The following is a 24,046-nucleotide window of genomic DNA, read 5'->3' as shown; positions in this document are numbered from 1 at the left end:
CCGGTATTTTTTTAGAGGTTACTCATGAGAATAATCATTGTCGTGATGATGGCATGCCTGCTCAGCGGCTGCGGCAGCATTATCAGCCGCACCATACCCGGACAGGGCCACGGAAATCAGTACTATCCCGGCGTACAGTGGGATGTGCGTGATTCCGCGTGGCGCTATCTCACCGTGCTCGATCTGCCGTTTTCGCTGATTTTCGATACGCTATTGCTGCCCATCGATGCCAGCCACGGCCCGTACGAGTAGCGGGAGCTTAACGCTCGTCCCATTCATCCGCTGCGGCCTGACCTTCTTCCGTATCCAGCGGCGGTTCGAGCTGAAACTCACCTTCGTCCCATTCGTGCAGCGTATTTTCTTCGAGCCACTCCTGACGTAACTCAATTTCGTCATAGTCGCCGTCGAATACGGCCTGCGCACCTTCACCACTCAGCATCGGCAGACATTCTCCGTCTTCACCTTCATCAGCAAAGAACTCGGCCTGCCACATAATATCGCCGTCCTGTAGGACATATTTTTGGATATTGAGTTGTTGCACGTCAGCATCTTCTTCCTCAATGCCGGGATTATCGGCGAGGAATTCTTCGCGAGCGGCATCAATTGCTTCTTCCAGCGTGGCGTACATGGTCATTAGTGTCTCCCTGTTTTTCGTGAAGGTATTCAGGGAAAGAATAGCTGATTATATGATTTTGCAAGTATGAATAAGAAAATTAGCCGTCACGATGTTGTGTTATGCGCGCCGGGCGTAGCGCCCGGGACAAGCTGAGCCAGGAATAGACGGCGTTGAACAGCACGACGCCTGCCGTCACGATAAAAACGGCCCGGAAACCGAAACTGGCCGAAACCCCCGCCCCGACCAGTGGCCCGGTGACGTTACCCAGATCGCGAAACGACTGGTTGTAGCTAAAGATACGCCCGGCAATCTGGTTGGTGGAGTTATAAACGAGCAGCGTCTGCACCGCCGGGAGCAACGCGCCGTCCGCAGCCCCCAGCAGGAAGCGCAGCACCCCGAGCTGCCACGGCGATTGCACCATCGACATGGGGATAAGCAGCAGAACGGAGACAATCAGGGCGCAGATGAGGATCTTCTCCGGGCCGATGCGGTCTCCCAGCTTGCCGAGCCGCGGCGCGCTCAGCAGCGCGGCCACGCCGGGCACGGAGGCGATCAGTCCGCTGATAAAGGCAATGTTTCCGACGTTTCCGGCCAGATCGCGCACATAAAGCGTCAAAATAGGCGCAATGGAGCCGGTAGCCACCTGGATAATCATGGTGGTCACAAACAGGCTCAGCACCAGCTTTGGGTTTTTCAGCGAGGCCAGCACGTCACGGGCGTGCAGCATCTCTTTTTTGGCCACGGGGGTGAAATTCTCGCGGATGCAGATAAGCGTCACGAGGAAGCAGAGGAACAACACGCTGGCGGTAATGAAGAAGACTGGCCGCAGTCCGTAGTGGTCGGCCAGCAGGCCGCCTGCCAGCGGACCCAGCAGCGCGCCGCTTACGCCGCCAGTGGAAAGCGTACCCAACGCCCAGCCGCTTTTCTGGCGCGGAATTTGGGTGGCAATCAGGGCGTTAGCATTCGGGATAAACCCTCCGAGCAGGCCCAGGAGCGCGCGTAATATCAGGAACTGCCAGACGTTCTGCGCCACGCCCATCAGCAGCATAATGATTGCCATCCCGAGCGCGGAGCGCAGCAGCATGATTTTGCGGCCTTTACGGTCGGCCAGGCCACCCCAGAACGGCGACGCAATGGCGGAGAACAGGAACGTAATGCTGAACACCAGCCCGGACCACATATTCAGCGCGCTGTGGCCGGTCACGCCGAGCTGTTCAACGTAAAGCGGCAGGAAGGGCATGACCAGGCTGAAGGCGGCGCCGGTAAGAAAACAGCCCAGCCACGCAACCGTCAGGTTACGTTTCCAGTTTATGGGAGCATCTGAGGGGGACATAACTATCCGCATTATGGGGTGCAGGGCACCGTGACCAGTGAGGTAATAAGCCTGCTAATTATGCGCCAGGGTTATGATTGCCGCAATGACGGGAGCTTTTAAAGCTAAAACAACATGCGACCCGGAAGGCCGCATGTCGATTAATAACGAGAAGGGACGCCCTGAGGCCGGGTTTTGAAGCGGCGATGCAGCCACATGTACTGCTCCGGGGCGAGCATAATGCATTTCTCGACAATGCCGTTCATCCAGCGCGCGGTGGTTTCCGCGTCGTCGAGCGGCGGAGCGAGTTCCGGCTCCAGCATGATGAGCTGATAGCCTGAACCGTCCGGCTTACGGCGCGGCACAAACGGCACGATAGCGGCTTTGGACATTCGCGCCAGCATCCAGGTCCCGGTAGTCGTCGCGGCCTCTTCCACCGCAAAGAACGGGACAAACACGCTGGATTGCGGGCCGTAGTCATGATCCGGGGCATACCAGACCACCTCACCTGATTTCAGGGCGCGGATCATCCCCTTCAGATCTTTGCGGTCGATCATGCTTTTGTTGGAGCGCATTCGTCCGTTGGTCTGGATCAAATCGATCACCGGATTGTCGTTAGGACGATAAACGCCAATACCTGGCGCCTGCATACCGAACATGCGTGCGCCAATTTCGAGGGTCAGGAAATGAACGCCTATCAGCAGGACGCCAGTCTGGTTGGCCTGGAGATGATGCACGGGTTCCATGCCGGTGCCGGCCACTTCCGTCCAGCGCGCCATGCGCTTATCCGACCAGAACCAGGCCATGCCGGTCTCCATCAGCCCCATACCGACCGATTCGAAGTTTTTCACCACCCTGTCGTGGCGCTCAGATTCACTCATCTGAGGAAAGCAAAGCTCAAGGTTGCGATACGCGATCCTGGCGCGACGCTTCATAAACTGTTGAGCAATGCGGCCCAGTCCTTTACCCATGCGGAAAATGATCGGATAAGGCAGCTGTACAATGAGCCACAACAAGCCAATGCCTGACCAGGTTAACCAATAGCGGGGGTGCAAAAGCGCGGCAGTAAATTTCGGTAACTGGGTCATGTCTGTCCTGTGTTCTTACGTCCTGAAGGGCTATTGTCTCATTTTTTAATGGATAGCCAAAATATCTGTCATCGAAACATGAAAGAGTCTGCAAGTGTTAAGTCTGATAAATCAGATTGACTGAAATGTAGCGTAAATTGTGTGGATGTAAATTGTCTTTGTTTGCTATATCATGCCGACCGATTTTTATTTCTCAACGATTGCAGGACTTGTACACCATGCCAGTGTTACACAACCGCGTTTCGAATGAGATGTTGAAAGCGCGCATGTTGGCCGAAACCGAACCGCGCACAACGATCTCTTTCTATAAATATTTCACCATCAACGATCCACAGGCGACCCGCGATGCGCTTTACCAGGCTTTCACCGCCCTGAACGTGTTTGGCCGCGTCTATCTGGCGCGAGAGGGGATTAACGCGCAGATCAGCGTGCCGGAAAGCAAGGTCAGCGCCTTCCGCGATCTCCTCTACGGGTTTGATCCCGCGCTTGATGGGGTGCGCCTGAACATTGCGCTGGATGATGACGGTAAATCATTCTGGGTGCTGCGCATGAAGGTGCGTGAGCGTATTGTGGCGGATGGTATTGACGATCCGAGCTTCAATGCCGGCAATGTGGGTGAGTACCTTAAGGCCGCTGAAGTGAATGCGATGCTCGACGATCCGGACGCGGTATTCATCGATATGCGTAACCACTATGAATATGAAGTGGGCCACTTTGAAAATGCGATGGAGATCCCTGCCGACACCTTCCGCGAGCAGCTGCCGAAAGCCGTAGAGATGATGCAGGAGCATAAAGACAAAAAGATCGTGATGTACTGCACCGGGGGGATCCGCTGCGAAAAAGCCAGTGCCTGGATGAAGCACAACGGTTTTAATAAAGTCTGGCACATTGAGGGCGGGATCATTGAGTATGCCCGCCGCGCCCGCGAGCAGGGTTTACCGGTGCGTTTTATCGGTAAGAACTTTGTGTTTGACGAGCGTATGGGCGAGCGAATTTCAGAGGATGTGATCGCGCACTGCCACCAGTGCGGTACGCCGTGCGATACGCATACCAACTGCAAAAACGACGGTTGTCATCTGCTGTTTATTCAGTGTCCTGCCTGTGCCGAGAAGTACAATGGCTGCTGTAGCGAGCTGTGCAGTGAAGAGAGTCTGCTGCCTGAAGAAGAGCAACGCCGCCGCCGTGCCGGCCGCGAGAACGGGAATAAGATTTTTAATAAATCCCGGGGTCGACTAAATACCAAACTGGGTATTCCGGACCCGGAGTAAAACGATGCCCGGCGGCGCAAAAGCCTGCCGGGCCTTTTTTTATGACTTCTGCTGAACGCCTTCCACCGAAATAATCAGCTCCACGTCCTGCGATGCCGGGCCTAAATCCGTGGTGATATTAAAATCTTTCAGATGAATTTTGCCTGCGGCTTCAAAACCAGCGCGTTTGCCGCCCCACGGGTCGTCGCCCTGGCCGATTAATTTCGCTTCCAGCGTTACCGGTTTTGTTACGCCGTTCAGCGTCAGATTACCGGTAATATTCAGCTCATCACCGTCTTTCTTCACCGCTGTCGACGCGAAGGTGGCTTGCGGGAATTTCGCCACGTTCAGGAATTCAGCGCTGCGCAGATGTTTATCACGCTCGGCGTGGTTAGTATCGACGCTGTTGGTATTAATGGTGACATTCACTTTATCGGCAGCAGGGTTTTTCTCGTCGAAAGTGAATGTGCCATCGAAATCATTGAACGTGCCATATAACCAGCTGTACCCCAGATGCTGAATACGGAAATTGACGAAGGCATGCTGACCCTCTTTATCAATTTTATAGTCAGCAGCGACAGCCGAACCGGTGGTGAATAACAGCGAACCTAATGCGATACCCAACAGGCGTTTTTTCATTTTATGCTCCAGAGTCAACTGACGAACGGCCAAGCATGCGCTTCAGCGTATCGTCTTTATCAATAAAGTGGTGTTTCAGGGCCGCAAGGCCGTGCAGAACCGATAAGATCACCACGCTCCATGCCAGCCACAGATGAACCACACCTGCGGTGTCAGCCTGTGAACCGGCGTCAGCCAGCGTGGCAGGGACGTCGAAAAGTCCAAACACGCTGATCGGCTTGCCGTCTGCGGTCGAAATGAGATAGCCGCTGATCAGAATGGCGAACAGCAGGGCATAGAGTGCGATATGTGCGCCTACAGCGCTGATGCGGGTAAAACGACCATGGCTCCTGGGGGCAGGTGGGGGGGGAGAGATATGTCGCCAGATCACGCGAATAACCAGACCCATCATCAGCAGAACCCCAATGCTTTTGTGCAATTCGGGAGCCTGATGATACCAACCGTCATAATAGCTTAATGTCACCATCCAGAGGCCGAGACCAAACATGGCATAGACGGCAAGCGCAAATAGCCAGTGTAAACACATGGATATTATTCCGTAGCGGCTGGAGGAGTTACGCCATTGCATATGAATTTCCGTTCTCAAATGTCTGAGCACTAAAAATGAACGGGTTAAATTAATAATGCAACTGAAAAAAAAGAATAATGATTTTTATTTAATTTATTTCAGCGAATTTGAATGTGTTTGCGCGATGTAATTCAATCGCTTCGTTCAATAAATTTGAGATGAGTTTTTATAAAAAACAGAAGTTAAATAAGCTTAAAGGAGTGTCAGTAAATGTCAGCGAGAATTCTCAAAAGAATACGATATAGATGACGTCAACGATCGCCAGCAGTGACCAGAGCACAATGTAAAGCATGAAATGCTCGCGAATGTTATTGATCAGATAATTCACCAGTCTGCGCATCATGCCCCTCTCGCTAAACAGGCTCCGGTTATTCGGAGCCTGTGGACGTATTATCAGTCAAAGCGCGAGAGCGCGAAGGGGGTGAGATCAAACGAAGGCGCGATCCCCTGCGCAAACTGGGCGGCGATTTCGCCTAGCACCGACGCAAATTTAAACCCGTGACCGCTGAGCCCGGTTACGATAAGGGTATTGTCGTGTCCGGGCAGCGTGTCGATGATGAAGTCTTCATCCGGCGTGTTGTCGTAGGTGCACGCTGCGCCGTAAAGCAATCCGCCTACGCCCGGCAGAATATTACGCAGGAACGTGAAGGCTTCGGAACCATCCTGCGGATAGGCTCCGTACGGCTTGCGCTCTTCCGCAGAGGAAATAACCTGCCCGCCGTTGTGTTTGCCTATCTTGAGCGCGTCTTTTTCCGAAGGGAAACCGTAGAACTGATCGCCATTGGGTAATTCGCCCGTAAACGCCGGGAATTTGTTCTGGCTGCTGTAACGCCCGTCAGACTGGAACCATGAGAAGACTTTGCGCACCGGCTGGATGGGCAGGTCCGGCAGCAGTTTTGTCACCCACGTTCCCGTACTGACCAGCAGGCGTGCGGCGGTATATTCACCCTCAGACGTGGTGACGGTTGAACCATCGGCATGGTGGGTGATGCCCGTGACCGGACAGTTGAACAACTGCGCGCAGCCCGCTTTGGCGGCGAGATCGATCCAGGTCTTAATGGCCGTTTCGCTGTGCAGCACGCCAGAGTTGGCTTCAAACAATCCAATGTAATCTTCAGGGACAGAAATTTCCGGCCAGCGCGCCATAATGCCGTTCGCATCCAGACGCTCAACGTCCAGGCGGTAGGCTTTCGCGCTCTCCTCAACGTTCGCCAGAAACGTGGAGTTGGCAGGCCCCAGGTTAATGACCCCGGTGCGCTCAAAAATGCGCTCCTCGGTGCGTGCCGCCAGCTCGTCCCACAGCGTCTGAGCCCGAAGCACCAGCGGTACATAGCGTTCACCTTCACCGTAAGCGTGACGGATCAAACGGGTATCGCCGTGATGGCTTCCTTCAGAATGGGGGGGAAGGTGGGCGTCAATCATCAGCACATTCAGACCCGCCTGCGTGGCGTAATAACCGGCGGCAGATCCTACGGAGCCGCTTCCGATAATGATCAAATCGTATTTCATAGGCTTCTCTTTACTAACGCTTTGTTAGCAGAGTAATTAACTATGTGGGCTTATACAAGAACGAAATAAATAAGGCACCGCGAGGGTGCCTGTTGAGTGAAGGGGCATAAGATTAATGCCGTTTATACTCATTTTCCTGATAGTCGCCAGATTCTATTTTTGCGATGCCTGCTTCCAAAATAGAGATAAACTGACGGGCGACGTCTGTTGTAAGCCACAGCGTCTGTCCAACTTCCGCTTCATCACGGTTTTGCTGATTTGGGGTCTGGTAGTGCAAACGCAGCATCAGCGCATCGTAGCTGTCTACGGTGCTGATATCCCAGCCAACAAGCGGATGGGTCTGGATCACTTCACTATTCTTTTCCATTATAACCCCCTTAATGCGTGTTAGAAGACAACGACTTTGAGGTTCAATGCATGTTTTTCTGAAAGCAATTTCAGTATATCAATTAATAAGGGTTCAGAAGGAAAAAATAAACGGGTAGCAACACATTTTTATGCTTTTTAGGATTGTTCGAGCAATAAAACACCATCTTGTTCACGATTTTCTAAGAAGATGCTGAAATATTTTGAACTTACAGGAGACGAAACGAAAAAAAGCCGGGGCGACCCGGCAAAAAAACACAATGAGGGAGCAAATTTTAATCTGTGATGAACCAGTCGTCGGCGCTTTCCCAGGTTTCCTGCAAAATTTCGCTGATGCGGTCTTTGTCTTCTTTCGCGCCGCCGATGACGGAAAGATGGTTTGCCGTTGCATAACGTACCGTTACGGCGCCATCGTTTTCAGGAAAAGTGCTGTTAATACGTCGGGATAGCTCACCCGCCAGCGCGTCGAGTGCGCCAGCAGGCAGGACGGTGGTTTTGGCAATGGTGACTTCAATACGCATAAATGCCCCCTGTGTAATATACTGTTTATTTATACAGTTATATTGTCGGTTTGACAACAGGGGGCGACAGTTTTTTAGCGTTTTACCGTCCAGCTTACGGTTTCACCGGCCAGGAACGGGATCAGCGTATCATCGGTGAGCGCAATCGACTCTTCAACCTGGCTTTCTTTACGCTCCAGCTCAATGAAGGTGTCATTGACCGGCAGACCGTAGAAACGTGGACCGTTGAGGGAGCAGAAGGCTTCGAAATGCTCTAGCGCGTTCATCTCTTCAAACACGGTTGCGTAACTTGCGAGTGCGGTCGGCGCGTTGAAGCAGCCTGCACAGCCGCAGCTCGCCTCTTTCCGGTGACGGGCATGCGGGGCGGAATCCGTGCCCAGAAAAGCGCGAGGGAAGCCGCTGGCCACCAGCTCACGCAGCGCCTGCTGGTGGATATTGCGCTTAAGGATCGGCAGACAGTACAGATGTGGACGAACCCCGCCCACCAGCATGTGGTTACGGTTAAACATCAGGTGCTGCGGGGTGATGGTGGCGGCAATCAGTTCGTTTCCATCCCGGACGTACTCTGCGGCATCTTTGGTCGTGATATGTTCAAACACCACCTTCAGCCCCGGAAGACGCTGGCGCAGCGGCTCCATTACCGTTTCAATAAACCGTGCTTCGCGATCGAAAATATCAATGTCAGCGTGGGTCACTTCCCCGTGCACCAGCAGCGGCATCCCCAGTTTTTGCATACGCTCCAGAACGGGCATGATGGCGTCAACGCTGGTCACCCCATGGCTGGAGTTGGTGGTGGCGTTTGCCGGGTAGAGCTTCGCGGCGGTGAACACACCTTCGTTAAACCCGCGCTCAACCTCATCGGGATCCAGCGAGTCCGTCAGGTAGCAGGTCATCAACGGGGTAAAATCGTGCCCGGCCGGAACGGCGTCAAGGATACGCTGGCGATAGGCGATCGCGGCCTCGACGGTGGTGACTGGTGGAACCAGGTTAGGCATTACAATCGCACGGCCATAAATTTCGCTGGTATATGGCACGACGGTTTTCAGCATATCGCCATCACGAAGATGGATATGCCAGTCGTCTGGGCGGCGGATTTTGAGAACCTGGGATTGTACAGTCATGGAAGCTCCGGCTTGAAAGAGATCAGTCATAAGATGGCTGTTTTTGCCGGACACAAATCATAAGCGGAAACGTTTTCGTTTGCACACACTTCCGTTAAAAAAAACGGGCGCCTGAGCGCCCGTAGTTTTTAGTCGGTGAAAGGAATGATGATTTCACCCGGCTTCACCTCAATCCCTTTGGCATATTTTTTCGCCAGAGATTCGCCCTTACTCTTGTCTTCGCTCAGAACGTAGGCGGGCTGCTGGTTAAAGTAGTTCTGCAACGACTGGTTGAGATAAGGCATCAGCGTTTGCAGTACCGGTTTCATTTTGTCCGGCGTCACAACCGCGTCCACAATTTCCATCTCTTGCAGGAAAATTGCCCCTTTCTCTTTATTAAAGACCGGCAGCGCCTTGAGCTTCAGCTTAATGTCCGCTTTCTGATTGCCGAACAGTGAGGTCATGTCCAGGCTGGCATCGCCGGAAAGGGTGACTTTGTTAGGCTCCTCGCGACCAATCTGGCTGGCGAGATTCGTCAGAACGATATGCGCATCCGCAAGGCCGGGTACGCCGATATCTTTTGAAAAGTTATTATGTTTTTCCAGCGCCTGATTAATTTCCTGCTCACTGACGGTGTACTGCGTAAGCTGGTTACATCCCACCAGCAGACCACTGACAACTAACGCAGCGGCAATAACGATCTTTTTCATGGCGTTCCTCAACATAAAATCGGCGCATCTGTCCTGATACGCCAGTATGTCAGGGTGATCCTACAGAAACCAGCAGAAAAAACTGATAGTGGAGGGCGGCAAATTTCCTCCCGCCAGAAGGTCAGGCGCCGGGCTCCAGCATCCCGCGCGTGCTGCGTTTATCGCTGAACTGCCACCAGAGGGCAATCAGCGTCATAAAGCCGACCATGCCGAGCATGACCCACGGCAGCTCCGGCTGATGGAGCGCTTTTCCGGCATCAAACAGCCAGCCGCCGCCGGTGTACCCCAGTGCGCCGCCAAGCGCCAGTCCAAGACGGCTGAACCCCATGTAGCTGCCCCGGGCGCGAGCGTCGGCAAGCGACGCGCTCAGCGTTTCACGGGCTGGCTCGGCAATGATGGAGCCAATATAGAAGGTGCAGATCAGCATAAACAGCTGCTGGAGTGAGCTCACCAGGCCGATGGGCATCATGCTCAGCGTCATCAGCAACAGCCCGGCCATCAGACGGTGCTCAAGCCGGAAACGGCGCTCGCTCCAGCGGGCAATCGGATAAAGCAGCGTCAAAGAGAGGCAGGCCTCAATGGCATACATCCATTTCACCGCCGCCGGCGTGCCGGCAATATCATTAACCATGATCGGCAGCATCAGCATGACCTGCACGGCAAGCATGTAGTAGCCGGTCAGGGTTAACACATACGTGACGAAGCGTTTATCGCTCAGCACGCGGTCAAGCCCTTCCCGCACTGGCGCTTTAACTGTCGACAGTTTCCACGCAGGCAGAAACAGACCGTTAAACAGCGCGCAGAGAATAAACAACACCGCGCCGGTGGCGCAGACCAGGCGGAAATCGTATTGCAGCAGCCAGCTTCCCAGCAGGGCGCCCACGACCGCGCCGGCGCTGTCCTGCATCATCAAAATTGAGAAGAAGCGACCCCGGTGTTGCGGGCGGATCAGCTTAACCACCAGCGCGGTACGCGGCGGGTCGAAAAGGGTGCCGCCAATGCCGGAAAGGAAACAGGAGAACCACAGCAGCCAGGGTTCATGCGCGATGGCCATCGTGGCGAAGCCCGCCGCACGTAACAACATGCCGGTGACAATCATCGGTTTTGCGCCGAAGCGGTCGGCAATGGCGCCGCCAAACACGCCCAGGCCCTGTTGGACAAACTGGCGTAAGCCCAGCGCGATCCCAACCATCAACGCCGCCCAGCCCATTTGATCGACAAAACGAATTGATATAAGCGGAAAAACGACAAAAAAGCCGAGCACGACCAGCATGTTATCGACGAGCAGGAAATATTTACCCAGGCTCCTGGCCTGTGATACGCGGGACATTTTCCCTCCAGGGAAAACAGAAGGTGAGCACGCTAACATTCTGCGATGCCGCCACGCTTTTTCCCATACCCGCTGGCGACAATATTTTTTTATCAAAAAGGTGCTTTGATAGAGAGTTCTCATCGAAAAATGTGAAAAGCGATCAAAATGGTATGTCACTGTTTTCACAGAAGGCACAGGCACAGGTATAGTAAAGCTAACTGGCAGAGCAGAATCGACGGGAAGGAGTGGTATCGATGTTTGGCTATCGCAGTAATGTGCCAAAAGTGCGTCTGACGACGGACAGGCTGGTCGTTCGTCTGGTGCATGAGCGTGATGCCTGGCGTCTGGCGGATTATTACGCCGAGAATCGCCAGTTTTTAAAACCCTGGGAACCCGTTCGGGACGAGAGCCACTGTTACCCCTCCGGCTGGCAGGCGCGCCTCAGTATGATTGCGGAATTTCACAAGCAGGGAAGCGCGTTTTATTTCGCGCTTCTCGATCCGGAAGAGAAAGAGATCGTGGGCATTGCCAATTTTTCAAACGTGGTGCGCGGGTCGTTTCACGCCTGTTACCTTGGGTATTCCATTGGCCAAAAATGGCAGGGGCAGGGGCTTATGTTTGAGGCGCTGACGGCGGCGATCCGCTACATGCAGCGCACGCAGCATATCCATCGCATTATGGCGAACTATATGCCGCACAATAAGCGCAGCGGCGATCTGCTGGCCCGTCTGGGGTTTGAAAAAGAGGGCTATGCCAAAGATTACCTGCTGATTGACGGCGAGTGGCGGGACCATGTCCTCACCGCGCTCACCACGCAGGAGTGGACCGCAGGTCGTTAAGGAGAAAAGATGAAATATCAGTTAAATGGCGCCGAGGCGCGCGTGATTGGCTGCCTGCTGGAAAAGCAGGTCACAACGCCGGAACAGTATCCCCTTTCAGTCAATGCCGTCACGATGGCCTGCAATCAGAAGACGAACCGTGAGCCGGTGATGAACCTGGGCGAACACGAGGTACAGGATATCCTCGACGAGCTGGTGAAACGCCACTACCTGCGTACCGTCAGCGGCTTCGGCAATCGCGTCACTAAATATGAACAGCGCTTTTGTAATTCTGAATTTGGCGATTTAAAACTCAGCGCTGCGGAAGTGGCTGTTATCACCACGCTGCTGCTGCGCGGGGCGCAGACGCCGGGGGAACTGCGTACGCGCGCCTCTCGCATGCATGAATTTCGTGATATGCAGGACGTTGAACAGACGCTGGAGGGGCTGGCGTCACGTGAGGACGGTCCTTACGTGGTGCGCTTACCCCGCGAGCCGGGCAAGCGCGAAAGCCGCTATATGCACCTGTTCAGCGGCGACGTGGATACCTCTGCGCTGGCCGCTGACTCCGACGCGCCAGCGTCAAACGACAGCCTGACCGCGCGCGTGGCAGCCCTGGAAGAAGAGGTTGCCGGGCTGAAGCAGCGTCTGGATGCTTTACTCGCACACCTGGGAGATTAAACGTGACAACATTACGCATTGGCGTTGTAGGCCTGGGCGGGATTGCGCAAAAAGCCTGGCTGCCCGTTTTAGGCGCAGCATCAGACTGGACGCTGCAAGGGGCGTGGTCGCCTACCCGTGAAAAAGCAGAGCGCATCTGCGAAACCTGGCGCATCCCTTATGCCGGTTCGCTACAGGATTTAGCCCGTGAATGTGATGCGGTATTTGTGCATACCTCTACGGCAACACACTACCAGGTGGTGAGCGAGCTGCTGAACGCGGGCGTTCACGTCTGCGTGGATAAGCCGCTGGCGGAAAATGTGCAGGATGCTGAACGTCTGATTGAGCTGGCTGCGCGTAAAAAGCTGACGCTGATGGTCGGTTTCAACCGCCGTTTCGCCCCGCTCTATCAGCAGCTCAAGGCTCAGTCCGGCTCGTTTGCCTCTCTGCGCATGGATAAGCACCGTACCGACAGCGTGGGGCCGCACGATCTGCGCTTCACGCTGCTGGATGATTATCTCCACGTTGTGGATACGGCGCTGTGGCTGAGTAACGGAAATGCACGCCTGCAAAGCGGCACGCTGCTGACTAACGAGCAGGGCGAGATGGTCTACGCCGAGCATCATTTTGCCGTTGAACATGTGCAGGTGACGACCAGCATGCACCGCCGGGCGGGCAGCCAGCGCGAGTCCGTGCAGGCCGTTACGGATGGGGCGCTGTATGACGTCACCGATATGCGTGAGTGGCGGGAAGAGAAGGGCAACGGCGTGGTCGCGTTACCCGTTCCCGGCTGGCAGAGCACGCTGGAGCAGCGCGGCTTTGTGGGCTGCGCGCGTCACTTCATCACCTGCGTGCAAAATCAGACGGTGCCTGAAACGTCCGGCGAGCAGGCAATTCTGGCGCAACGCATTGTGGAACGACTCTGGCGCGACGCGATGTCGGAATAACCCGCTGTAACATCTGCCGATAGTAATTCCTTAAAATCCGGTTAGACTAAGCGCCGCTTGTTGGCTTTGCCGGGTGGCGCTAACGCTTACCCGGCCTACAAATCCGTAGGGTTGTGGAACTTCACGTTAATGAACTTATTAAAATCGCTGGCGGCCGTCAGCTCGATGACCATGTTTTCCCGCGTGCTTGGCTTTGCGCGCGATGCCATTGTGGCAAGGGTTTTTGGCGCAGGGATGGCAACGGACGCCTTTTTCGTCGCGTTTAAGCTGCCGAACCTGCTGCGCCGTATTTTTGCCGAAGGGGCTTTTTCACAGGCATTTGTGCCGATCCTCGCGGAATATAAAAGCAAGCAGGGCGAAGATGCCACCCGTGTTTTTGTGGCCTACGTTTCCGGTTTACTGACCCTGGCGCTGGCGATCGTCACCGTGCTGGGGATGCTGGCAGCGCCCTGGGTAATCATGGTAACGGCACCGGGCTTTGCCGACACGGCGGATAAGTTTGCCCTGACGACGCAGCTGCTGCGTATCACCTTCCCCTATATCCTGCTGATTTCACTGGCGTCGCTGGTGGGTGCCATCCTGAATACCTGGAACCGCTTCTCCGTTCCGGCTTTTGCCCCCACGTTCCTCAACGTCAGCATGATTGGCTTTGCGCTGTTCGCCGCGCCGCATTTTAACCCGCCGGTGCTGGCGCTGGCCTGGGCCGTGACCGTCGGCGGCGTACTACAGCTAGCCTACCAGCTTCCGCACCTGAAAAAGATCGGCATGCTGGTTCTGCCGCGCATCAATTTCAAAGACGCGGGGGCAATGCGCGTTATCAAACAGATGGGACCGGCGATCCTCGGCGTCTCCGTCAGCCAGATCTCGCTCATCATCAATACCATCTTTGCCTCCTTCCTGGTGTCGGGCTCGGTCTCCTGGATGTATTACGCCGACCGCCTGATGGAGTTCCCGTCCGGGGTGCTGGGCGTGGCGCTGGGGACTATTCTGCTGCCGTCGCTGTCGAAAAGTTTTGCCAGCGGCAATCATGATGAATACTGCCGCCTGATGGACTGGGGCCTGCGCCTCTGTTTCCTGCTGGCGTTACCCAGCGCGGTGGCGCTGGGGATCCTGGCGAAACCGCTGACGGTGTCGCTGTTCCAGTATGGTAAATTCACCGCCTTTGATGCCGCCATGACGCAGCGTGCGCTTGTGGCCTATTCGGTGGGGCTGATGGGGCTGATTGTCGTGAAGGTGCTTGCGCCCGGCTTCTATTCACGTCAGGACATCAAAACGCCGGTTAAGATTGCCATTGTGACGCTGATCATGACTCAGCTGATGAACCTGGCGTTTATTGGTCCGCTAAAACACGCGGGTCTGTCACTGTCGATTGGTCTGGCGGCCTGTCTCAACGCCGGGCTGCTGTACTGGCAGCTGCGCAAGCAGGATATCTTCACCCCGCAGCCGGGCTGGGCAAGCTTCCTGCTGCGCCTGGTGATCGCGGTACTGGTGATGGCGGCAGCGCTGGTTGGCATGCTGTACGTGATGCCTGACTGGGCGCAGGGCACCATGCCTTATCGCCTGATGCGTCTGATGGCCGTGGTGGCCGTGGGCGTAGTGGCATATTTTGCCACGCTGGCGGTGCTTGGCTTCAAGGTGAAAGAGTTCACCCGCCGCACGGTATAAACGCCAAAAGGGGAGTCACCAGACGGTGCTCCCCGTTTCATGACGTGCCGCTACTGCGTCAAATCGAAATCTTTTTCCCGCCCGTAATACGTGCAGTAGACGTCTGACCATCCGCACCGTACAGTCCCGGCTCTTTATAGGGCTTCAACACCTCAAGCGCCTGCTGATTACGGATAATCTGACCTTCCAGCAGCCAGCCGTTATGCTGGTTGAGATCGCGAAGATGCTGGGTTTTTTCTGTAATGGTCTGCCAGCGTTCGTTGATCTCGTCATTGGCGCTGCGTTTCGCGTCTTGCTCAGCGCGTCGCTGTTTTTCCAGATAATCCAGGGTCGCCAGCAGCGAGCTTTTGTCTTCAGTAATGCGTTGCAACGCGCTGCCGTTGATTTGACCAGAAGAGAGGTGGTGCTGTTCTGCGTCCATCACCGTTTTCAGGTCGTTCAGGACCACCGTCATCTGATCCAGTATTTCTGACAGTCGACTCATACGGTTAGTTACTCTGGAGGAAACTCTGTGCGTCCTGAATCAGCGCATCAGCGATTTTGCTGGTATCCATTTTCAGTTCGCCGTTACGAATAGCCGTTTTCAGCGCTTCAACACGTTCCATGTTGATATCGCTGCTGCCCGGCTGCATCAGCTTCGACTGCGCATCGCTCAGCGTGACGCTGGTGCTGTTAGCGGTCGACGTTTTTTCCAGACGCGCTTTCTGCGGGGCAGCCTCGTTCGTTTCGCGAGGTTGTACAGTGCTAACCGGCTTCAGGGCTGATGTACGATCAATGCTCATAGTGTTGTCCTCATCGAGGGTTCGCGGCGTTTGCGCCTGACATCATCATTTGTTAGATATTTATCGGCAGTCGCCGCGAAATCTTTAAAAAGATTACAGGTTAATCAGAATATTCCCATCAGGACCGACCGTGCCGCTGACCACCTGGCCTGAGGACATTCTGACCCGGGCATTCTGCGCCACTGCGGCGTTATTCAGCGCCTTTCCTTCACTGTTGATGCTAAAGCCGTCGCCATTGGCGACCACCATCACCTGTTGTCCGGCTTTTACCCGCCATGCCTGCCGCAGCATAGAGAGCTGTATCGCCTGTCCAGGGGCAACATCTCGCAGGCTGACCGCTTCCTGAGCCTGGTTAATGTCCAGCATAGTCCGCGGAGGAAGCTGATCCAGCCGGCCACGCTTCAGCGTTACGCTGTCAGGTTGCAGCAGGCTGCCTCGCGGAATCGGAACGGCGGCGACGACATAATTGCCCGTCGCCTGTACCGCAACCTGTAAATACCGTTTTTCGTTGGCGCAACGCGCCAGCACGTTCACGTTGCCCCATAACTTTGTGCTGCCGGTCACGCTAAATGACGGGGCTTCGCAGGACGGGTAAAGGTTAGGCGGGGTGCGCACGGTCACGCGTACGTCATCGCTGAAGCCGGCCAGCTTCTGCGCAAAGAAAGCATTGAGCTGGTCCTCTAACCCCTCAGCCTGCACCAGAGGGCTTAAAAGCAACAGGGTCGCCGCCAGGCCACGTTTAAAAGTCCGCATCACACGTTCCACCATGTCCAGAATTAAGCAAATTCTACCCGCAGTGGTTTTGCATCAACGCAATAAATAGCGACGCATTTTGCGCTTATTCCGTCGATAGGGGAGACGGGGTGAGATTTAAGCTGTGAACTGAAATTTTCTCATCAGCGGAGGAGACATGCTCGATAAACTCGACGCCGCGTTACGTTTTCAGCAGGAAGCGCTCAACTTACGCGCCCAGCGGCAGGAGATTTTAGCCGCCAATATCGCCAACGCGGATACTCCCGGGTATCAGGCGCGCGATATTGATTTTTCCAGTGAACTTAAAAAAGTGATGGAGCGTGGACGTGCCGAAGGAACGGGTGTCTCACTTGCCCTGACATCCTCACGGCATATTCCCGCTCAGGCGATGACCGCGCCAGCAACCGACTTACTTTACCGTATTCCCGATCAACCTTCGCTTGATGGTAACACCGTCGACATGGACCGGGAGCGCACTCAGTTTGCCGATAACAGTCTGCAATACCAGACCGGCCTGACGCTTCTCGGCGGGCAAATCAAAGGCATGATGACCGTCCTACAGGGGGGCAATTAGTAAATGGCCTTGCTGAATATTTTTGATATCGCCGGTTCGGCATTAACAGCCCAGTCCAAACGACTGAACGTGGCGGCCAGTAACCTGGCCAACGCCGACAGTGTGACCGGCCCGGACGGACAACCGTATCGCGCTAAGCAGGTTGTCTTCCAGGTGGATGCTGCACCGGGTGCGGCAACGGGCGGCGTGAAGGTGGCGGATGTGGTTGAGAGCCAGGCACCTGACAAGCTGGTTTACGAGCCAGGCAATCCGCTCGCGGATGCCAGCGGTTACGTGAAAATGCCAAACGTGGACGTGGTCGGGGAGATGGTGAACTCCATGTCCGCGTCACGCAGCTACCAGGCAAACGTCGAAGTGCTTAATACCGTGAAGAGCATGATGCTCAAAACACTCACTCTCGGCCAGTAAAGGAGACACGCATGTCCATCGCCGTAAACGTGAATGACCCGACCAATACCGGCGTCAGCAGCACCAGCAATGCGACCGGTTCCAGTTCCCTTACCGGGAGCAATGCCTCCGATTTACAGAGCAGCTTTCTGACCCTGCTGGTGGCGCAGCTGAAAAATCAGGATCCAACCAACCCGATGCAGAACAACGAACTGACCACGCAGCTTGCGCAGATCAGCACCGTCAGCGGCATTGAGAAACTGAACACCACGCTGGGCTCTGTCTCCGGTCAAATCGATAACAGCCAGTCCTTACAGGCCGCCAACCTGATCGGTCATGGAGTGATGATCCCGGGGACCACGATCCTGGCGGGTACCAGCACCACCGAAGGCACATCCACCACAACCACGACGCCGTTTGGCGTTGAGTTGCAGCAGCCGGCCGACAAAGTCACCGCCACAATCAAAGACGCCAGCGGTAACGTGGTGCGCACGATTGAGATTGGCGAGCTTAAGGCGGGCGTTCATACCTTTACCTGGGATGGAAGCCTGACCGACGGCACCAAAGCCCCTAACGGCTCGTATCAGGTTGCGATTAGCGCCAGCAACGGCACCACTCAGCTGGTGGCGCAGCCGCTACAGTTTGCTCTGGTTCAGGGCGTCATCAAGGGTAGCGATGGCAACAAACTGGATTTGGGTACTTCCGGTACCACTACACTCGACGAAGTTCGGCAGATTATCTAAGCCTTCATACTTATCAGGAGTAAGTCATGGCCTTTTCTCAAGCGGTCAGCGGCCTGAATGCTGCGGCCACCAACCTGGACGTCATTGGCAACAACATCGCCAACTCCGCGACCTATGGTTTTAAATCCGGTTCTGCGTCTTTTGCAGATATGTTTGCAGGCTCTAAAGTGGGCCTGGGCGTGAAGGTTGCGGGTATCACACAGGACTTCACCGACGGCACGACCACCAACACCGGTCGCGGCCTGGACGTCGCCATCAGCCAGAACGGTTTCTTCCGCATGGTGGACGCTAACGGTTCCGTGTTCTACAGCCGTAACGGCCAGTTCAAGCTGGATGAAAACCGTAATCTGGTGAACATGCAGGGGCTTCAGTTAACCGGTTACCCGGTTGCAGGCACGCCTCCTACGGTGCAAACCGGTGCGAATCCGCAGGCGATCTCCATTCCCACGACGCTGATGGCGGCGAAGTCCACCACCACGGCCTCTCAGCAGATCAACCTGAACTCCACCGATACCGCGCCAACCGTCGCCTTCGATTCGACCAACCCTGACTCTTACAACAAGAAAGGCACCGTGACGGTGTTTGACAGCCAGGGTAATGCGCACAACATGAACCTGTTCTATGTCAAAACAACTGACAACAAATGGGATGTGTATACCCAGGATGGCAGCGTAGCGGGTTCTCCTGCAAAAAAAACGGCACAGATGAGCTTCGACAGCAACGGTAACCTGGCGGGTGTTTACAACTACAACGCTGCTGGCGTGATAAGCGCTACGCCAAACGCCACCCCCGCTATCAACATTACCACTGGCATCATTAGCGGTGCGGAGCCTGCCGAGTTCTCTCTGAGCTTCCAGAGCTCCATGCAGCAGAACACCGGTGCGAACAACATCGTGGCGACGAGCCAGAACGGCTATAAGCCGGGCGACCTGGTGAGCTACCAGATCAACGATGACGGCACCGTTGTCGGTAACTACTCGAACGAACAGACCCAGGTGCTGGGCCAGATCGTGCTGGCTAACTTCGCCAACAACGAAGGCCTGAAGTCCGAAGGGGATAACGTCTGGTCCGCCACGCAGTCTTCCGGTGTTGCCCTGCTGGGCACCGCGGGCTCCGGTAACTTCGGCACGCTGACCAACGGCGCGCTGGAAGCGTCCAACGTCGATCTGAGTAAAGAGCTGGTGAACATGATCGTCGCGCAACGTAACTACCAGTCGAACGCGCAGACCATCAAAACCCAGGATCAGATCCTCAATACGCTGGTTAACCTGCGTTAAGCAGCTGACGGGAAAGCGCAATGGATCACGCAATATATACAGCGATGGGCGCGGCAAGCCAGACGCTCAATCAGCAGGCTGTTACCGCCAGCAACCTGGCAAACGCCTCCACGCCAGGTTTTCGTGCGCAGCTCAACGCGCTGCGCGCGGTGCCGGTAGAAGGGCTGTCATTGCCTACGCGTACGCTGGTCACCGCCTCCACGCCGGGTGCCGACATGACGCCAGGCCAGATGGATTACACCGCGCGTCCGCTGGACGTGGCCCTTCAGCAGGACGGCTGGCTGGCGGTGCAAACGGCTGACGGCGCAGAAGGGTATACCCGCAACGGTAATATTCAGGTGAGCGCCACCGGACAGCTTACGATTCAGGGGCATCCGGTGATGGGCGAAGCCGGTCCGCTGACGGTGCCTGAAGGGTCAGAGCTGACCATTGCGGCAGACGGGACCATCTCGGCGTTGAATCCGGGCGACCCGGCCAACACCGTTGCGCCTGTCGGTCGTCTGAAGCTGGTGAAAGCGGAAGGCAATGAGGTGCAGCGTGGCGATGACGGGATGTTCCGTCTGACCCAGGCCGCGCAGGCCACTCGCGGCGCCACCTTACAGGCCGACCCGACCATCCGCGTGATGTCCGGCGTGCTGGAAGGCAGTAACGTCAAACCGGTCGAAGCCATGACCGACATGATCGCCAGCGCCCGCCGCTTCGAAATGCAGATGAAAATCATCAGCAGCGTCGATGAAAACGCGAGCAAGGCTAACCAACTTCTGGCTATGAGTTAACAGGACTCCCTATGATCAGTTCCTTATGGATCGCGAAAACCGGTCTGGACGCACAGCAAACCAATATGGATGTGATTGCCAACAACCTGGCAAACGTCAGCACCAACGGTTTCAAGCGCCAGCGTGCGGTTTTTGAAGATTTGCTTTATCAAACGATTCGTCAGCCGGGGGCGCAGTCTTCTGAGCAAACCACGCTGCCGTCCGGTCTGCAAATTGGTACCGGCGTGCGCCCTGTCGCCACCGAGCGTCTGCACAGCCAGGGCAACCTGTCCCAGACCAACAACAGTAAAGACGTTGCAATCAAAGGCCAGGGCTTCTTCCAGGTGCAGCTGCCGGACGGAACCTCTGCCTATACCCGCGACGGCTCGTTCCAGGTGGATCAGAACGGCCAGCTGGTGACGGCGGGCGGCTTCCAGGTGCAGCCTGCCATCACCATTCCGGCGAACGCGCTGAGCATTACCATTGGCCGTGACGGCATCGTCAGCGTTACCCAGCAGGGTCAGGCGGCGCCGGTTCAGGTTGGCCAGCTCAACCTGACGACCTTCATGAACGATACCGGACTGGAAAGCATCGGCGAGAATCTCTACACCGAAACGCAGTCTTCCGGTACGCCAAATGAGAGTACGCCGGGCCTGAACGGTGCGGGGCTGCTGTACCAGGGTTATGTGGAAACCTCGAACGTCAACGTGGCGGAAGAGCTGGTGAACATGATCCAGGTTCAGCGCGCGTATGAAATTAACAGTAAAGCAGTGTCGACGACCGACCAGATGCTGCAAAAACTGACGCAACTCTAAGGTGTAGCCCGGTGCGGTAATCGTCGCACCGGCTCCCTGTTTTCGAAGATGAAGGCAATGCAAAAAAACGCGGCGTTTCGTTATCCGATCCTGACTGTTCTGGCCGTCACCCTCAGCGGGTGTGCCTGGATCCCGTCTAAACCATTGGTACAGGGTGCGACTACCGCCCAACCCGTTCCCGGCCCCGCGCCGGTGGTGAACGGCTCCATTTTCCAGACCGCGCAGCCGATTAACTACGGTTATCAGCCGCTGTTTGAAGACCGTCGTCCGCGTAACGTCGGCGATACGCTGACCATCGTGTTGCAGGAAAACGTCAGCGCGAGCAAAAGCTCGTCGGCGAACGCCAGCCGCGACGGCAAAACCAATTTTGGCTTCGACACCGTACCGCGCTATCTGCAAGGGCTGTTCGGCAACGCCCGTGCGGATGTGGAAGCCTCTGGCGGCAACACCTTTAACGGCAAAGGCGGCGCGAACGCCAGCAACACCTTCAGCGGCACGCTGACGGTCACGGTTGACCAGGTTCTGGTGAACGGCAACCTGCACGTGGTGGGTGAAAAACAGATCGCCATTAACCAGGGCACGGAATTTATTCGCTTCTCCGGTGTGGTTAACCCTCGCACCATCAGCGGCACCAACACCGTACCGTCCACCCAGGTGGCGGATGCGCGCATTGAGTACGTCGGCAACGGCTATATCAACGAAGCGCAGAATATGGGCTGGCTGCAACGCTTCTTCCTTAACCTATCGCCGATGTAAGCGAGGTGACCTATGTATAAATTTCTCTTCGCCGTGGCGCTGTCGCTGGTGGCTACCGTTGCGCAGGCCGATCGCATTCGCGATCTCACCAGCGTGCAGGGCGTGCGTGAAAACTCCCTGATCGGCTACGGCCTGGTGGTGGGGCTGGACGGTACGGGTGACCAGACTACCCAGACGCCGTTCACCACCCAGAGCCTGAATAACATGCTCTCTCAGCTCGGTATTACCGTCCCGGCCGGGACCAATATGCAGCTGAAAAACGTGGCGGCGGTGATGGTGACCGCGTCGTACCCGGCGTTTGCGCGCCAGGGGCAGACCATTGACGTGGTTGTCTCGTCGATGGGTAACGCTAAAAGCCTGCGCGGCGGTACGCTGCTGATGACGCCGCTGAAAGGCGTCGACAGCCAGGTGTATGCGCTGGCGCAGGGCAACATTCTGGTTGGCGGGGCAGGCGCGTCGGCAGGCGGCAGCAGCGTGCAGGTGAACCAGCTGAACGGGGGACGTATCACCAACGGCGCCATCATTGAACGTGAACTGCCGACCCAGTTCGGCACCGGCAACACCATTAACCTGCAACTGAATAACGAAGACTTCACGATGGCGCAGCAGATTGCTGACACCATCAACCGCAGCCGGGGCTACGGCAGCGCCACCGCGCTGGATGCCCGCACCGTACAGATCCGCACTTCAAGCGGCAGTAGTAACCAGGTGCGAATGCTGGCCGAAATCCAGAATATGGACGTGAACGTGCCGCTTCAGGATGCGAAAGTCATTATCAACTCCCGTACCGGCTCGGTGGTCATGAACCGCGAAGTAACGCTGGACAGCTGCGCCGTGGCGCAGGGCAACCTCTCCGTGACGGTTAACCGTTCGGCCAACGTCAGCCAGCCGGATACGCCGTTTGGTGGCGGTCAGACGGTGGTGACGCCGCAAACGCAGATTGATTTGCGACAGAGCGGCGGATCGTTGCAGAGCGTGCGCTCCAGCGCCAACCTGAACAGCGTGGTGCGTGCCCTGAACGCGCTGGGCGCAACGCCGATGGATCTCATGTCCATTCTGCAATCCATGCAAAGTGCAGGCTGCCTGCGCGCCAAACTGGAAATCATCTAAATGCTGACCGATAGCAAGCTGTTGACCAGTGCCGCCTGGGATACCCAGTCGCTCAACGAGCTGAAAACCAGCGCGGGTAAGGATCCGGCGGCGAACATCCGCCCGGTTGCCCGCCAGGTGGAAGGCATGTTCGTGCAGATGATGTTGAAAAGCATGCGTGAAACGCTGCCAAAAGATGGCATGTTCAGCAGCGATTCCACGCGGCTTTACACCAGCATGTACGATCAGCAGATTGCCCAGCAAATGACCGCCGGAAAGGGGCTCGGCCTGGCGGACATGATTGTGAAACAGACCGCAGCCGCTCAGGGTCTGCCGCCTGAAGAGGCCCCGCAGCAGGTGCCAATGAAGTTTGATCTGGAAAAGGTGACCAGTTATCAAAATCAGGCGTTGACGCAGATGGTGCGTAAGGCGATGCCGAAGCCGGCAGAAACGCGTGACGAGCCGCTCTCCGGCGACAGCAAAGACTTCCTGGCGCAGCTCTCCCTGCCAGCGCGTCTTGCCAGTGAAGAGAGTGGCGTCCCGCACCATCTGATTCTGGCGCAGGCAGCGCTGGAGTCGGGCTGGGGGCAACGTCAAATCCGCAGGGAAAACGGCGAGCCGAGCTTCAACATCTTTGGCGTGAAGGCCACCTCCAGCTGGAAGGGGCCGACCACGGAAATTACCACGACGGAATATGAAAACGGTGCGGCAGTGAAGGTGAAAGCCAAATTCCGCGTCTACAGCTCCTATCTTGAAGCGTTATCGGATTATGTCGGGCTGCTGAGCCGGAACCCGCGCTACACCGCCGTGACCCAGGCCGCCACGCCAGAGCAGGGCGCTCAGGCGTTGCAGAATGCCGGCTACGCCACCGATCCAAACTATGCCCGCAAGCTGACCAGCATGATCCAGCAGCTGAAATCCATGTCTGAGAAGGTCAGCAAAGCCTATAGCACAGATCTCGAAAATCTGTTCTGAAAGTTCTCAAGTCCCGGTGGAGGTTGCCGATAACCTTCATCAGGACTTGTGTCTGAACGTAT

The 24,046-nt window shown here is 56.0% G+C and carries 30 protein-coding genes; 15 read left to right on the top strand and 15 right to left on the bottom strand.

Annotation, left to right across the window (positions count from 1 at the left end; genetic code table 11):
- Window positions 1–24: 24 nt before the first annotated feature.
- A complete protein-coding gene (locus IM267_RS05190) occupies window positions 25–252 on the top strand; it encodes a YceK/YidQ family lipoprotein (RefSeq protein WP_063449091.1) in 228 nt (75 codons plus the stop codon).
- Between the two features lie 7 nt (window positions 253–259).
- Here the strand turns inward: IM267_RS05190 and IM267_RS05185 are convergent, their stop codons facing one another.
- From IM267_RS05185 to IM267_RS05175, 3 genes are all read right to left on the bottom strand, one after another.
- Window positions 260–634, bottom strand: a complete 375-nt coding sequence (locus IM267_RS05185) for a MysB family protein (protein ID WP_107535100.1) — start codon at window positions 632–634, stop codon at window positions 260–262.
- Between the two features lie 79 nt (window positions 635–713).
- On the bottom strand, window positions 714–1,949 hold the full coding sequence (gene mdtG / locus IM267_RS05180) for a multidrug efflux MFS transporter MdtG (protein ID WP_064910749.1): 1,236 nt from the start codon (window positions 1,947–1,949) through the stop codon (window positions 714–716).
- Window positions 1,950–2,089: 140 nt separating this feature from the next.
- Window positions 2,090–3,016: a Kdo(2)-lipid IV(A) acyltransferase gene (locus IM267_RS05175; RefSeq protein ID WP_193032941.1), complete on the bottom strand. Its 927-nt coding sequence runs from the start codon at window positions 3,014–3,016 to the stop codon at window positions 2,090–2,092.
- Between the two features lie 218 nt (window positions 3,017–3,234).
- Between IM267_RS05175 and IM267_RS05170 the strand changes: the two genes are divergently transcribed.
- Entirely contained in the window at window positions 3,235–4,284 is a 1,050-nt protein-coding gene (locus tag IM267_RS05170; protein ID WP_063866346.1) for a rhodanese-related sulfurtransferase, read from the top strand.
- Window positions 4,285–4,323: 39 nt separating this feature from the next.
- Here IM267_RS05170 and IM267_RS05165 read toward each other — a convergent pair whose 3' ends face one another.
- The 9 genes from IM267_RS05165 to mdtH all read right to left on the bottom strand — a co-directional run bounded on the left by IM267_RS05165 (window position 4,324) and on the right by mdtH (window position 11,006).
- Window positions 4,324–4,902, bottom strand: coding sequence for a YceI family protein (locus tag IM267_RS05165; protein WP_063449087.1), 579 nt, complete (start codon window positions 4,900–4,902; stop codon window positions 4,324–4,326).
- Between the two features lies 1 nt (window position 4,903).
- Window positions 4,904–5,470: a cytochrome b gene (locus IM267_RS05160; protein WP_193032940.1), complete on the bottom strand. Its 567-nt coding sequence runs from the start codon at window positions 5,468–5,470 to the stop codon at window positions 4,904–4,906.
- A 226-nt stretch (window positions 5,471–5,696) separates the two neighbouring features.
- Window positions 5,697–5,810 carry a YceO family protein gene (locus IM267_RS05155; RefSeq protein WP_063449457.1) on the bottom strand — a complete coding sequence of 38 codons (114 nt, stop codon included), beginning with the start codon at window positions 5,808–5,810 and terminating at the stop codon, window positions 5,697–5,699.
- Window positions 5,811–5,863: 53 nt separating this feature from the next.
- On the bottom strand, window positions 5,864–6,979 hold the full coding sequence (gene solA / locus IM267_RS05150) for an N-methyl-L-tryptophan oxidase (RefSeq protein WP_193032939.1): 1,116 nt from the start codon (window positions 6,977–6,979) through the stop codon (window positions 5,864–5,866).
- 112 nt (window positions 6,980–7,091) lie between these two features.
- Window positions 7,092–7,346, bottom strand: coding sequence for a biofilm formation regulator BssS (gene bssS, locus IM267_RS05145; protein ID WP_015570838.1), 255 nt, complete (start codon window positions 7,344–7,346; stop codon window positions 7,092–7,094).
- A 274-nt stretch (window positions 7,347–7,620) separates the two neighbouring features.
- The gene (dinI, locus tag IM267_RS05140) at window positions 7,621–7,866 is read right to left on the bottom strand and encodes a DNA damage-inducible protein I (RefSeq protein ID WP_063866349.1); all 246 of its coding nucleotides are present in this window, start codon (window positions 7,864–7,866) and stop codon (window positions 7,621–7,623) included.
- Between the two features lie 74 nt (window positions 7,867–7,940).
- On the bottom strand, window positions 7,941–8,987 hold the full coding sequence (gene pyrC / locus IM267_RS05135; RefSeq protein WP_107535106.1) for a dihydroorotase: 1,047 nt from the start codon (window positions 8,985–8,987) through the stop codon (window positions 7,941–7,943).
- A gap of 128 nt (window positions 8,988–9,115) precedes the next feature.
- Entirely contained in the window at window positions 9,116–9,676 is a 561-nt protein-coding gene (locus tag IM267_RS05130) for a lipoprotein (RefSeq protein ID WP_063866351.1), read from the bottom strand.
- A 121-nt stretch (window positions 9,677–9,797) separates the two neighbouring features.
- Complete coding sequence (gene mdtH / locus IM267_RS05125; protein WP_003858008.1) at window positions 9,798–11,006, bottom strand: multidrug efflux MFS transporter MdtH; 1,209 nt, start codon at window positions 11,004–11,006, stop codon at window positions 9,798–9,800.
- Between the two features lie 236 nt (window positions 11,007–11,242).
- On the opposite strand from mdtH, the gene rimJ reads away from it, so the two are divergent.
- The 4 genes from rimJ (at window position 11,243) to murJ (ending at window position 15,078) form a co-directional block, all read left to right on the top strand.
- Window positions 11,243–11,827, top strand: coding sequence for a ribosomal protein S5-alanine N-acetyltransferase (gene rimJ, locus IM267_RS05120; protein ID WP_003858007.1), 585 nt, complete (start codon window positions 11,243–11,245; stop codon window positions 11,825–11,827).
- A 9-nt stretch (window positions 11,828–11,836) separates the two neighbouring features.
- Window positions 11,837–12,487, top strand: a complete 651-nt coding sequence (locus IM267_RS05115) for a YceH family protein (protein ID WP_193032938.1) — start codon at window positions 11,837–11,839, stop codon at window positions 12,485–12,487.
- Between the two features lie 2 nt (window positions 12,488–12,489).
- Complete coding sequence (locus IM267_RS05110) at window positions 12,490–13,413, top strand: Gfo/Idh/MocA family protein (RefSeq protein WP_193032937.1); 924 nt, start codon at window positions 12,490–12,492, stop codon at window positions 13,411–13,413.
- A gap of 129 nt (window positions 13,414–13,542) precedes the next feature.
- Entirely contained in the window at window positions 13,543–15,078 is a 1,536-nt protein-coding gene (gene murJ / locus IM267_RS05105; protein ID WP_063449079.1) for a murein biosynthesis integral membrane protein MurJ, read from the top strand.
- A 58-nt stretch (window positions 15,079–15,136) separates the two neighbouring features.
- Here the strand turns inward: murJ and flgN are convergent, their stop codons facing one another.
- From flgN to flgA, 3 genes are all read right to left on the bottom strand, one after another.
- Complete coding sequence (flgN, locus tag IM267_RS05100) at window positions 15,137–15,562, bottom strand: flagella biosynthesis chaperone FlgN (RefSeq protein WP_112791708.1); 426 nt, start codon at window positions 15,560–15,562, stop codon at window positions 15,137–15,139.
- Between the two features lie 4 nt (window positions 15,563–15,566).
- Window positions 15,567–15,860 (bottom strand): flagellar biosynthesis anti-sigma factor FlgM, encoded by a 294-nt coding sequence (gene flgM, locus IM267_RS05095; protein WP_063449077.1) that lies wholly within the window; start codon window positions 15,858–15,860, stop codon window positions 15,567–15,569.
- A gap of 93 nt (window positions 15,861–15,953) precedes the next feature.
- The gene (gene flgA / locus IM267_RS05090) at window positions 15,954–16,613 is read right to left on the bottom strand and encodes a flagellar basal body P-ring formation chaperone FlgA (RefSeq protein WP_063449076.1); all 660 of its coding nucleotides are present in this window, start codon (window positions 16,611–16,613) and stop codon (window positions 15,954–15,956) included.
- A 157-nt stretch (window positions 16,614–16,770) separates the two neighbouring features.
- On the opposite strand from flgA, the gene flgB reads away from it, so the two are divergent.
- The 9 genes from flgB to flgJ are packed head-to-tail and all read left to right on the top strand — an operon-like array spanning window position 16,771 to window position 23,984.
- Window positions 16,771–17,187 (top strand): flagellar basal body rod protein FlgB, encoded by a 417-nt coding sequence (gene flgB / locus IM267_RS05085; RefSeq protein ID WP_006809266.1) that lies wholly within the window; start codon window positions 16,771–16,773, stop codon window positions 17,185–17,187.
- 3 nt (window positions 17,188–17,190) lie between these two features.
- Entirely contained in the window at window positions 17,191–17,595 is a 405-nt protein-coding gene (gene flgC, locus IM267_RS05080; protein WP_003857997.1) for a flagellar basal body rod protein FlgC, read from the top strand.
- Window positions 17,596–17,606: 11 nt separating this feature from the next.
- Window positions 17,607–18,317 carry a flagellar hook assembly protein FlgD gene (flgD, locus tag IM267_RS05075; protein ID WP_193032936.1) on the top strand — a complete coding sequence of 237 codons (711 nt, stop codon included), beginning with the start codon at window positions 17,607–17,609 and terminating at the stop codon, window positions 18,315–18,317.
- 26 nt (window positions 18,318–18,343) lie between these two features.
- Entirely contained in the window at window positions 18,344–19,594 is a 1,251-nt protein-coding gene (flgE, locus tag IM267_RS05070; protein WP_107535112.1) for a flagellar hook protein FlgE, read from the top strand.
- A 20-nt stretch (window positions 19,595–19,614) separates the two neighbouring features.
- Window positions 19,615–20,370, top strand: coding sequence for a flagellar basal body rod protein FlgF (locus tag IM267_RS05065; RefSeq protein WP_063449073.1), 756 nt, complete (start codon window positions 19,615–19,617; stop codon window positions 20,368–20,370).
- Between the two features lie 11 nt (window positions 20,371–20,381).
- Window positions 20,382–21,164 (top strand): flagellar basal-body rod protein FlgG, encoded by a 783-nt coding sequence (gene flgG, locus IM267_RS05060; RefSeq protein WP_000625853.1) that lies wholly within the window; start codon window positions 20,382–20,384, stop codon window positions 21,162–21,164.
- Between the two features lie 57 nt (window positions 21,165–21,221).
- Entirely contained in the window at window positions 21,222–21,920 is a 699-nt protein-coding gene (flgH, locus tag IM267_RS05055) for a flagellar basal body L-ring protein FlgH (RefSeq protein ID WP_003857987.1), read from the top strand.
- 12 nt (window positions 21,921–21,932) lie between these two features.
- The gene (locus IM267_RS05050; RefSeq protein WP_193032935.1) at window positions 21,933–23,030 is read left to right on the top strand and encodes a flagellar basal body P-ring protein FlgI; all 1,098 of its coding nucleotides are present in this window, start codon (window positions 21,933–21,935) and stop codon (window positions 23,028–23,030) included.
- On the top strand, window positions 23,031–23,984 hold the full coding sequence (flgJ, locus tag IM267_RS05045) for a flagellar assembly peptidoglycan hydrolase FlgJ (RefSeq protein ID WP_193032934.1): 954 nt from the start codon (window positions 23,031–23,033) through the stop codon (window positions 23,982–23,984). It abuts the gene before it with no gap.
- The last annotated feature ends 62 nt before the right edge of the window (window positions 23,985–24,046 follow it).

Source organism: Enterobacter cloacae complex sp. P15RS (genome assembly GCF_014895905.1).
Taxonomy (GTDB): Bacteria; Pseudomonadota; Gammaproteobacteria; order Enterobacterales; family Enterobacteriaceae; genus Enterobacter; species Enterobacter quasihormaechei.
Note: the sequence above shows the minus strand (reverse complement) of the source record. Positions and strands in the feature narration are given on the sequence as shown.

Excerpts from the sequence above, each read along its gene's own strand:
- IM267_RS05190 (WP_063449091.1), top strand. The coding sequence starts at position 25 with ATGAGAATAATCATTGTCGTGATGATGGCATGCCTGCTCAGCGGCTGC.
- IM267_RS05185 (WP_107535100.1), bottom strand. The coding sequence starts at position 634 with ATGACCATGTACGCCACGCTGGAAGAAGCAATTGATGCCGCTCGCGAA.
- mdtG (WP_064910749.1), bottom strand. The coding sequence starts at position 1,949 with ATGTCCCCCTCAGATGCTCCCATAAACTGGAAACGTAACCTGACGGTT.
- IM267_RS05175 (WP_193032941.1), bottom strand. The coding sequence starts at position 3,016 with ATGACCCAGTTACCGAAATTTACTGCCGCGCTTTTGCACCCCCGCTAT.
- IM267_RS05170 (WP_063866346.1), top strand. The coding sequence starts at position 3,235 with ATGCCAGTGTTACACAACCGCGTTTCGAATGAGATGTTGAAAGCGCGC.
- IM267_RS05165 (WP_063449087.1), bottom strand. The coding sequence starts at position 4,902 with ATGAAAAAACGCCTGTTGGGTATCGCATTAGGTTCGCTGTTATTCACC.
- IM267_RS05160 (WP_193032940.1), bottom strand. The coding sequence starts at position 5,470 with ATGCAATGGCGTAACTCCTCCAGCCGCTACGGAATAATATCCATGTGT.
- IM267_RS05155 (WP_063449457.1), bottom strand. The coding sequence starts at position 5,810 with ATGCGCAGACTGGTGAATTATCTGATCAATAACATTCGCGAGCATTTC.
- solA (WP_193032939.1), bottom strand. The coding sequence starts at position 6,979 with ATGAAATACGATTTGATCATTATCGGAAGCGGCTCCGTAGGATCTGCC.
- bssS (WP_015570838.1), bottom strand. The coding sequence starts at position 7,346 with ATGGAAAAGAATAGTGAAGTGATCCAGACCCATCCGCTTGTTGGCTGG.
- dinI (WP_063866349.1), bottom strand. The coding sequence starts at position 7,866 with ATGCGTATTGAAGTCACCATTGCCAAAACCACCGTCCTGCCTGCTGGC.
- pyrC (WP_107535106.1), bottom strand. The coding sequence starts at position 8,987 with ATGACTGTACAATCCCAGGTTCTCAAAATCCGCCGCCCAGACGACTGG.
- IM267_RS05130 (WP_063866351.1), bottom strand. The coding sequence starts at position 9,676 with ATGAAAAAGATCGTTATTGCCGCTGCGTTAGTTGTCAGTGGTCTGCTG.
- mdtH (WP_003858008.1), bottom strand. The coding sequence starts at position 11,006 with ATGTCCCGCGTATCACAGGCCAGGAGCCTGGGTAAATATTTCCTGCTC.
- rimJ (WP_003858007.1), top strand. The coding sequence starts at position 11,243 with ATGTTTGGCTATCGCAGTAATGTGCCAAAAGTGCGTCTGACGACGGAC.
- IM267_RS05115 (WP_193032938.1), top strand. The coding sequence starts at position 11,837 with ATGAAATATCAGTTAAATGGCGCCGAGGCGCGCGTGATTGGCTGCCTG.
- murJ (WP_063449079.1), top strand. The coding sequence starts at position 13,543 with ATGAACTTATTAAAATCGCTGGCGGCCGTCAGCTCGATGACCATGTTT.
- flgN (WP_112791708.1), bottom strand. The coding sequence starts at position 15,562 with ATGAGTCGACTGTCAGAAATACTGGATCAGATGACGGTGGTCCTGAAC.
- flgM (WP_063449077.1), bottom strand. The coding sequence starts at position 15,860 with ATGAGCATTGATCGTACATCAGCCCTGAAGCCGGTTAGCACTGTACAA.
- flgA (WP_063449076.1), bottom strand. The coding sequence starts at position 16,613 with ATGCGGACTTTTAAACGTGGCCTGGCGGCGACCCTGTTGCTTTTAAGC.
- flgB (WP_006809266.1), top strand. The coding sequence starts at position 16,771 with ATGCTCGATAAACTCGACGCCGCGTTACGTTTTCAGCAGGAAGCGCTC.
- flgC (WP_003857997.1), top strand. The coding sequence starts at position 17,191 with ATGGCCTTGCTGAATATTTTTGATATCGCCGGTTCGGCATTAACAGCC.
- flgD (WP_193032936.1), top strand. The coding sequence starts at position 17,607 with ATGTCCATCGCCGTAAACGTGAATGACCCGACCAATACCGGCGTCAGC.
- flgE (WP_107535112.1), top strand. The coding sequence starts at position 18,344 with ATGGCCTTTTCTCAAGCGGTCAGCGGCCTGAATGCTGCGGCCACCAAC.
- IM267_RS05065 (WP_063449073.1), top strand. The coding sequence starts at position 19,615 with ATGGATCACGCAATATATACAGCGATGGGCGCGGCAAGCCAGACGCTC.
- flgG (WP_000625853.1), top strand. The coding sequence starts at position 20,382 with ATGATCAGTTCCTTATGGATCGCGAAAACCGGTCTGGACGCACAGCAA.
- flgH (WP_003857987.1), top strand. The coding sequence starts at position 21,222 with ATGCAAAAAAACGCGGCGTTTCGTTATCCGATCCTGACTGTTCTGGCC.
- IM267_RS05050 (WP_193032935.1), top strand. The coding sequence starts at position 21,933 with ATGTATAAATTTCTCTTCGCCGTGGCGCTGTCGCTGGTGGCTACCGTT.
- flgJ (WP_193032934.1), top strand. The coding sequence starts at position 23,031 with ATGCTGACCGATAGCAAGCTGTTGACCAGTGCCGCCTGGGATACCCAG.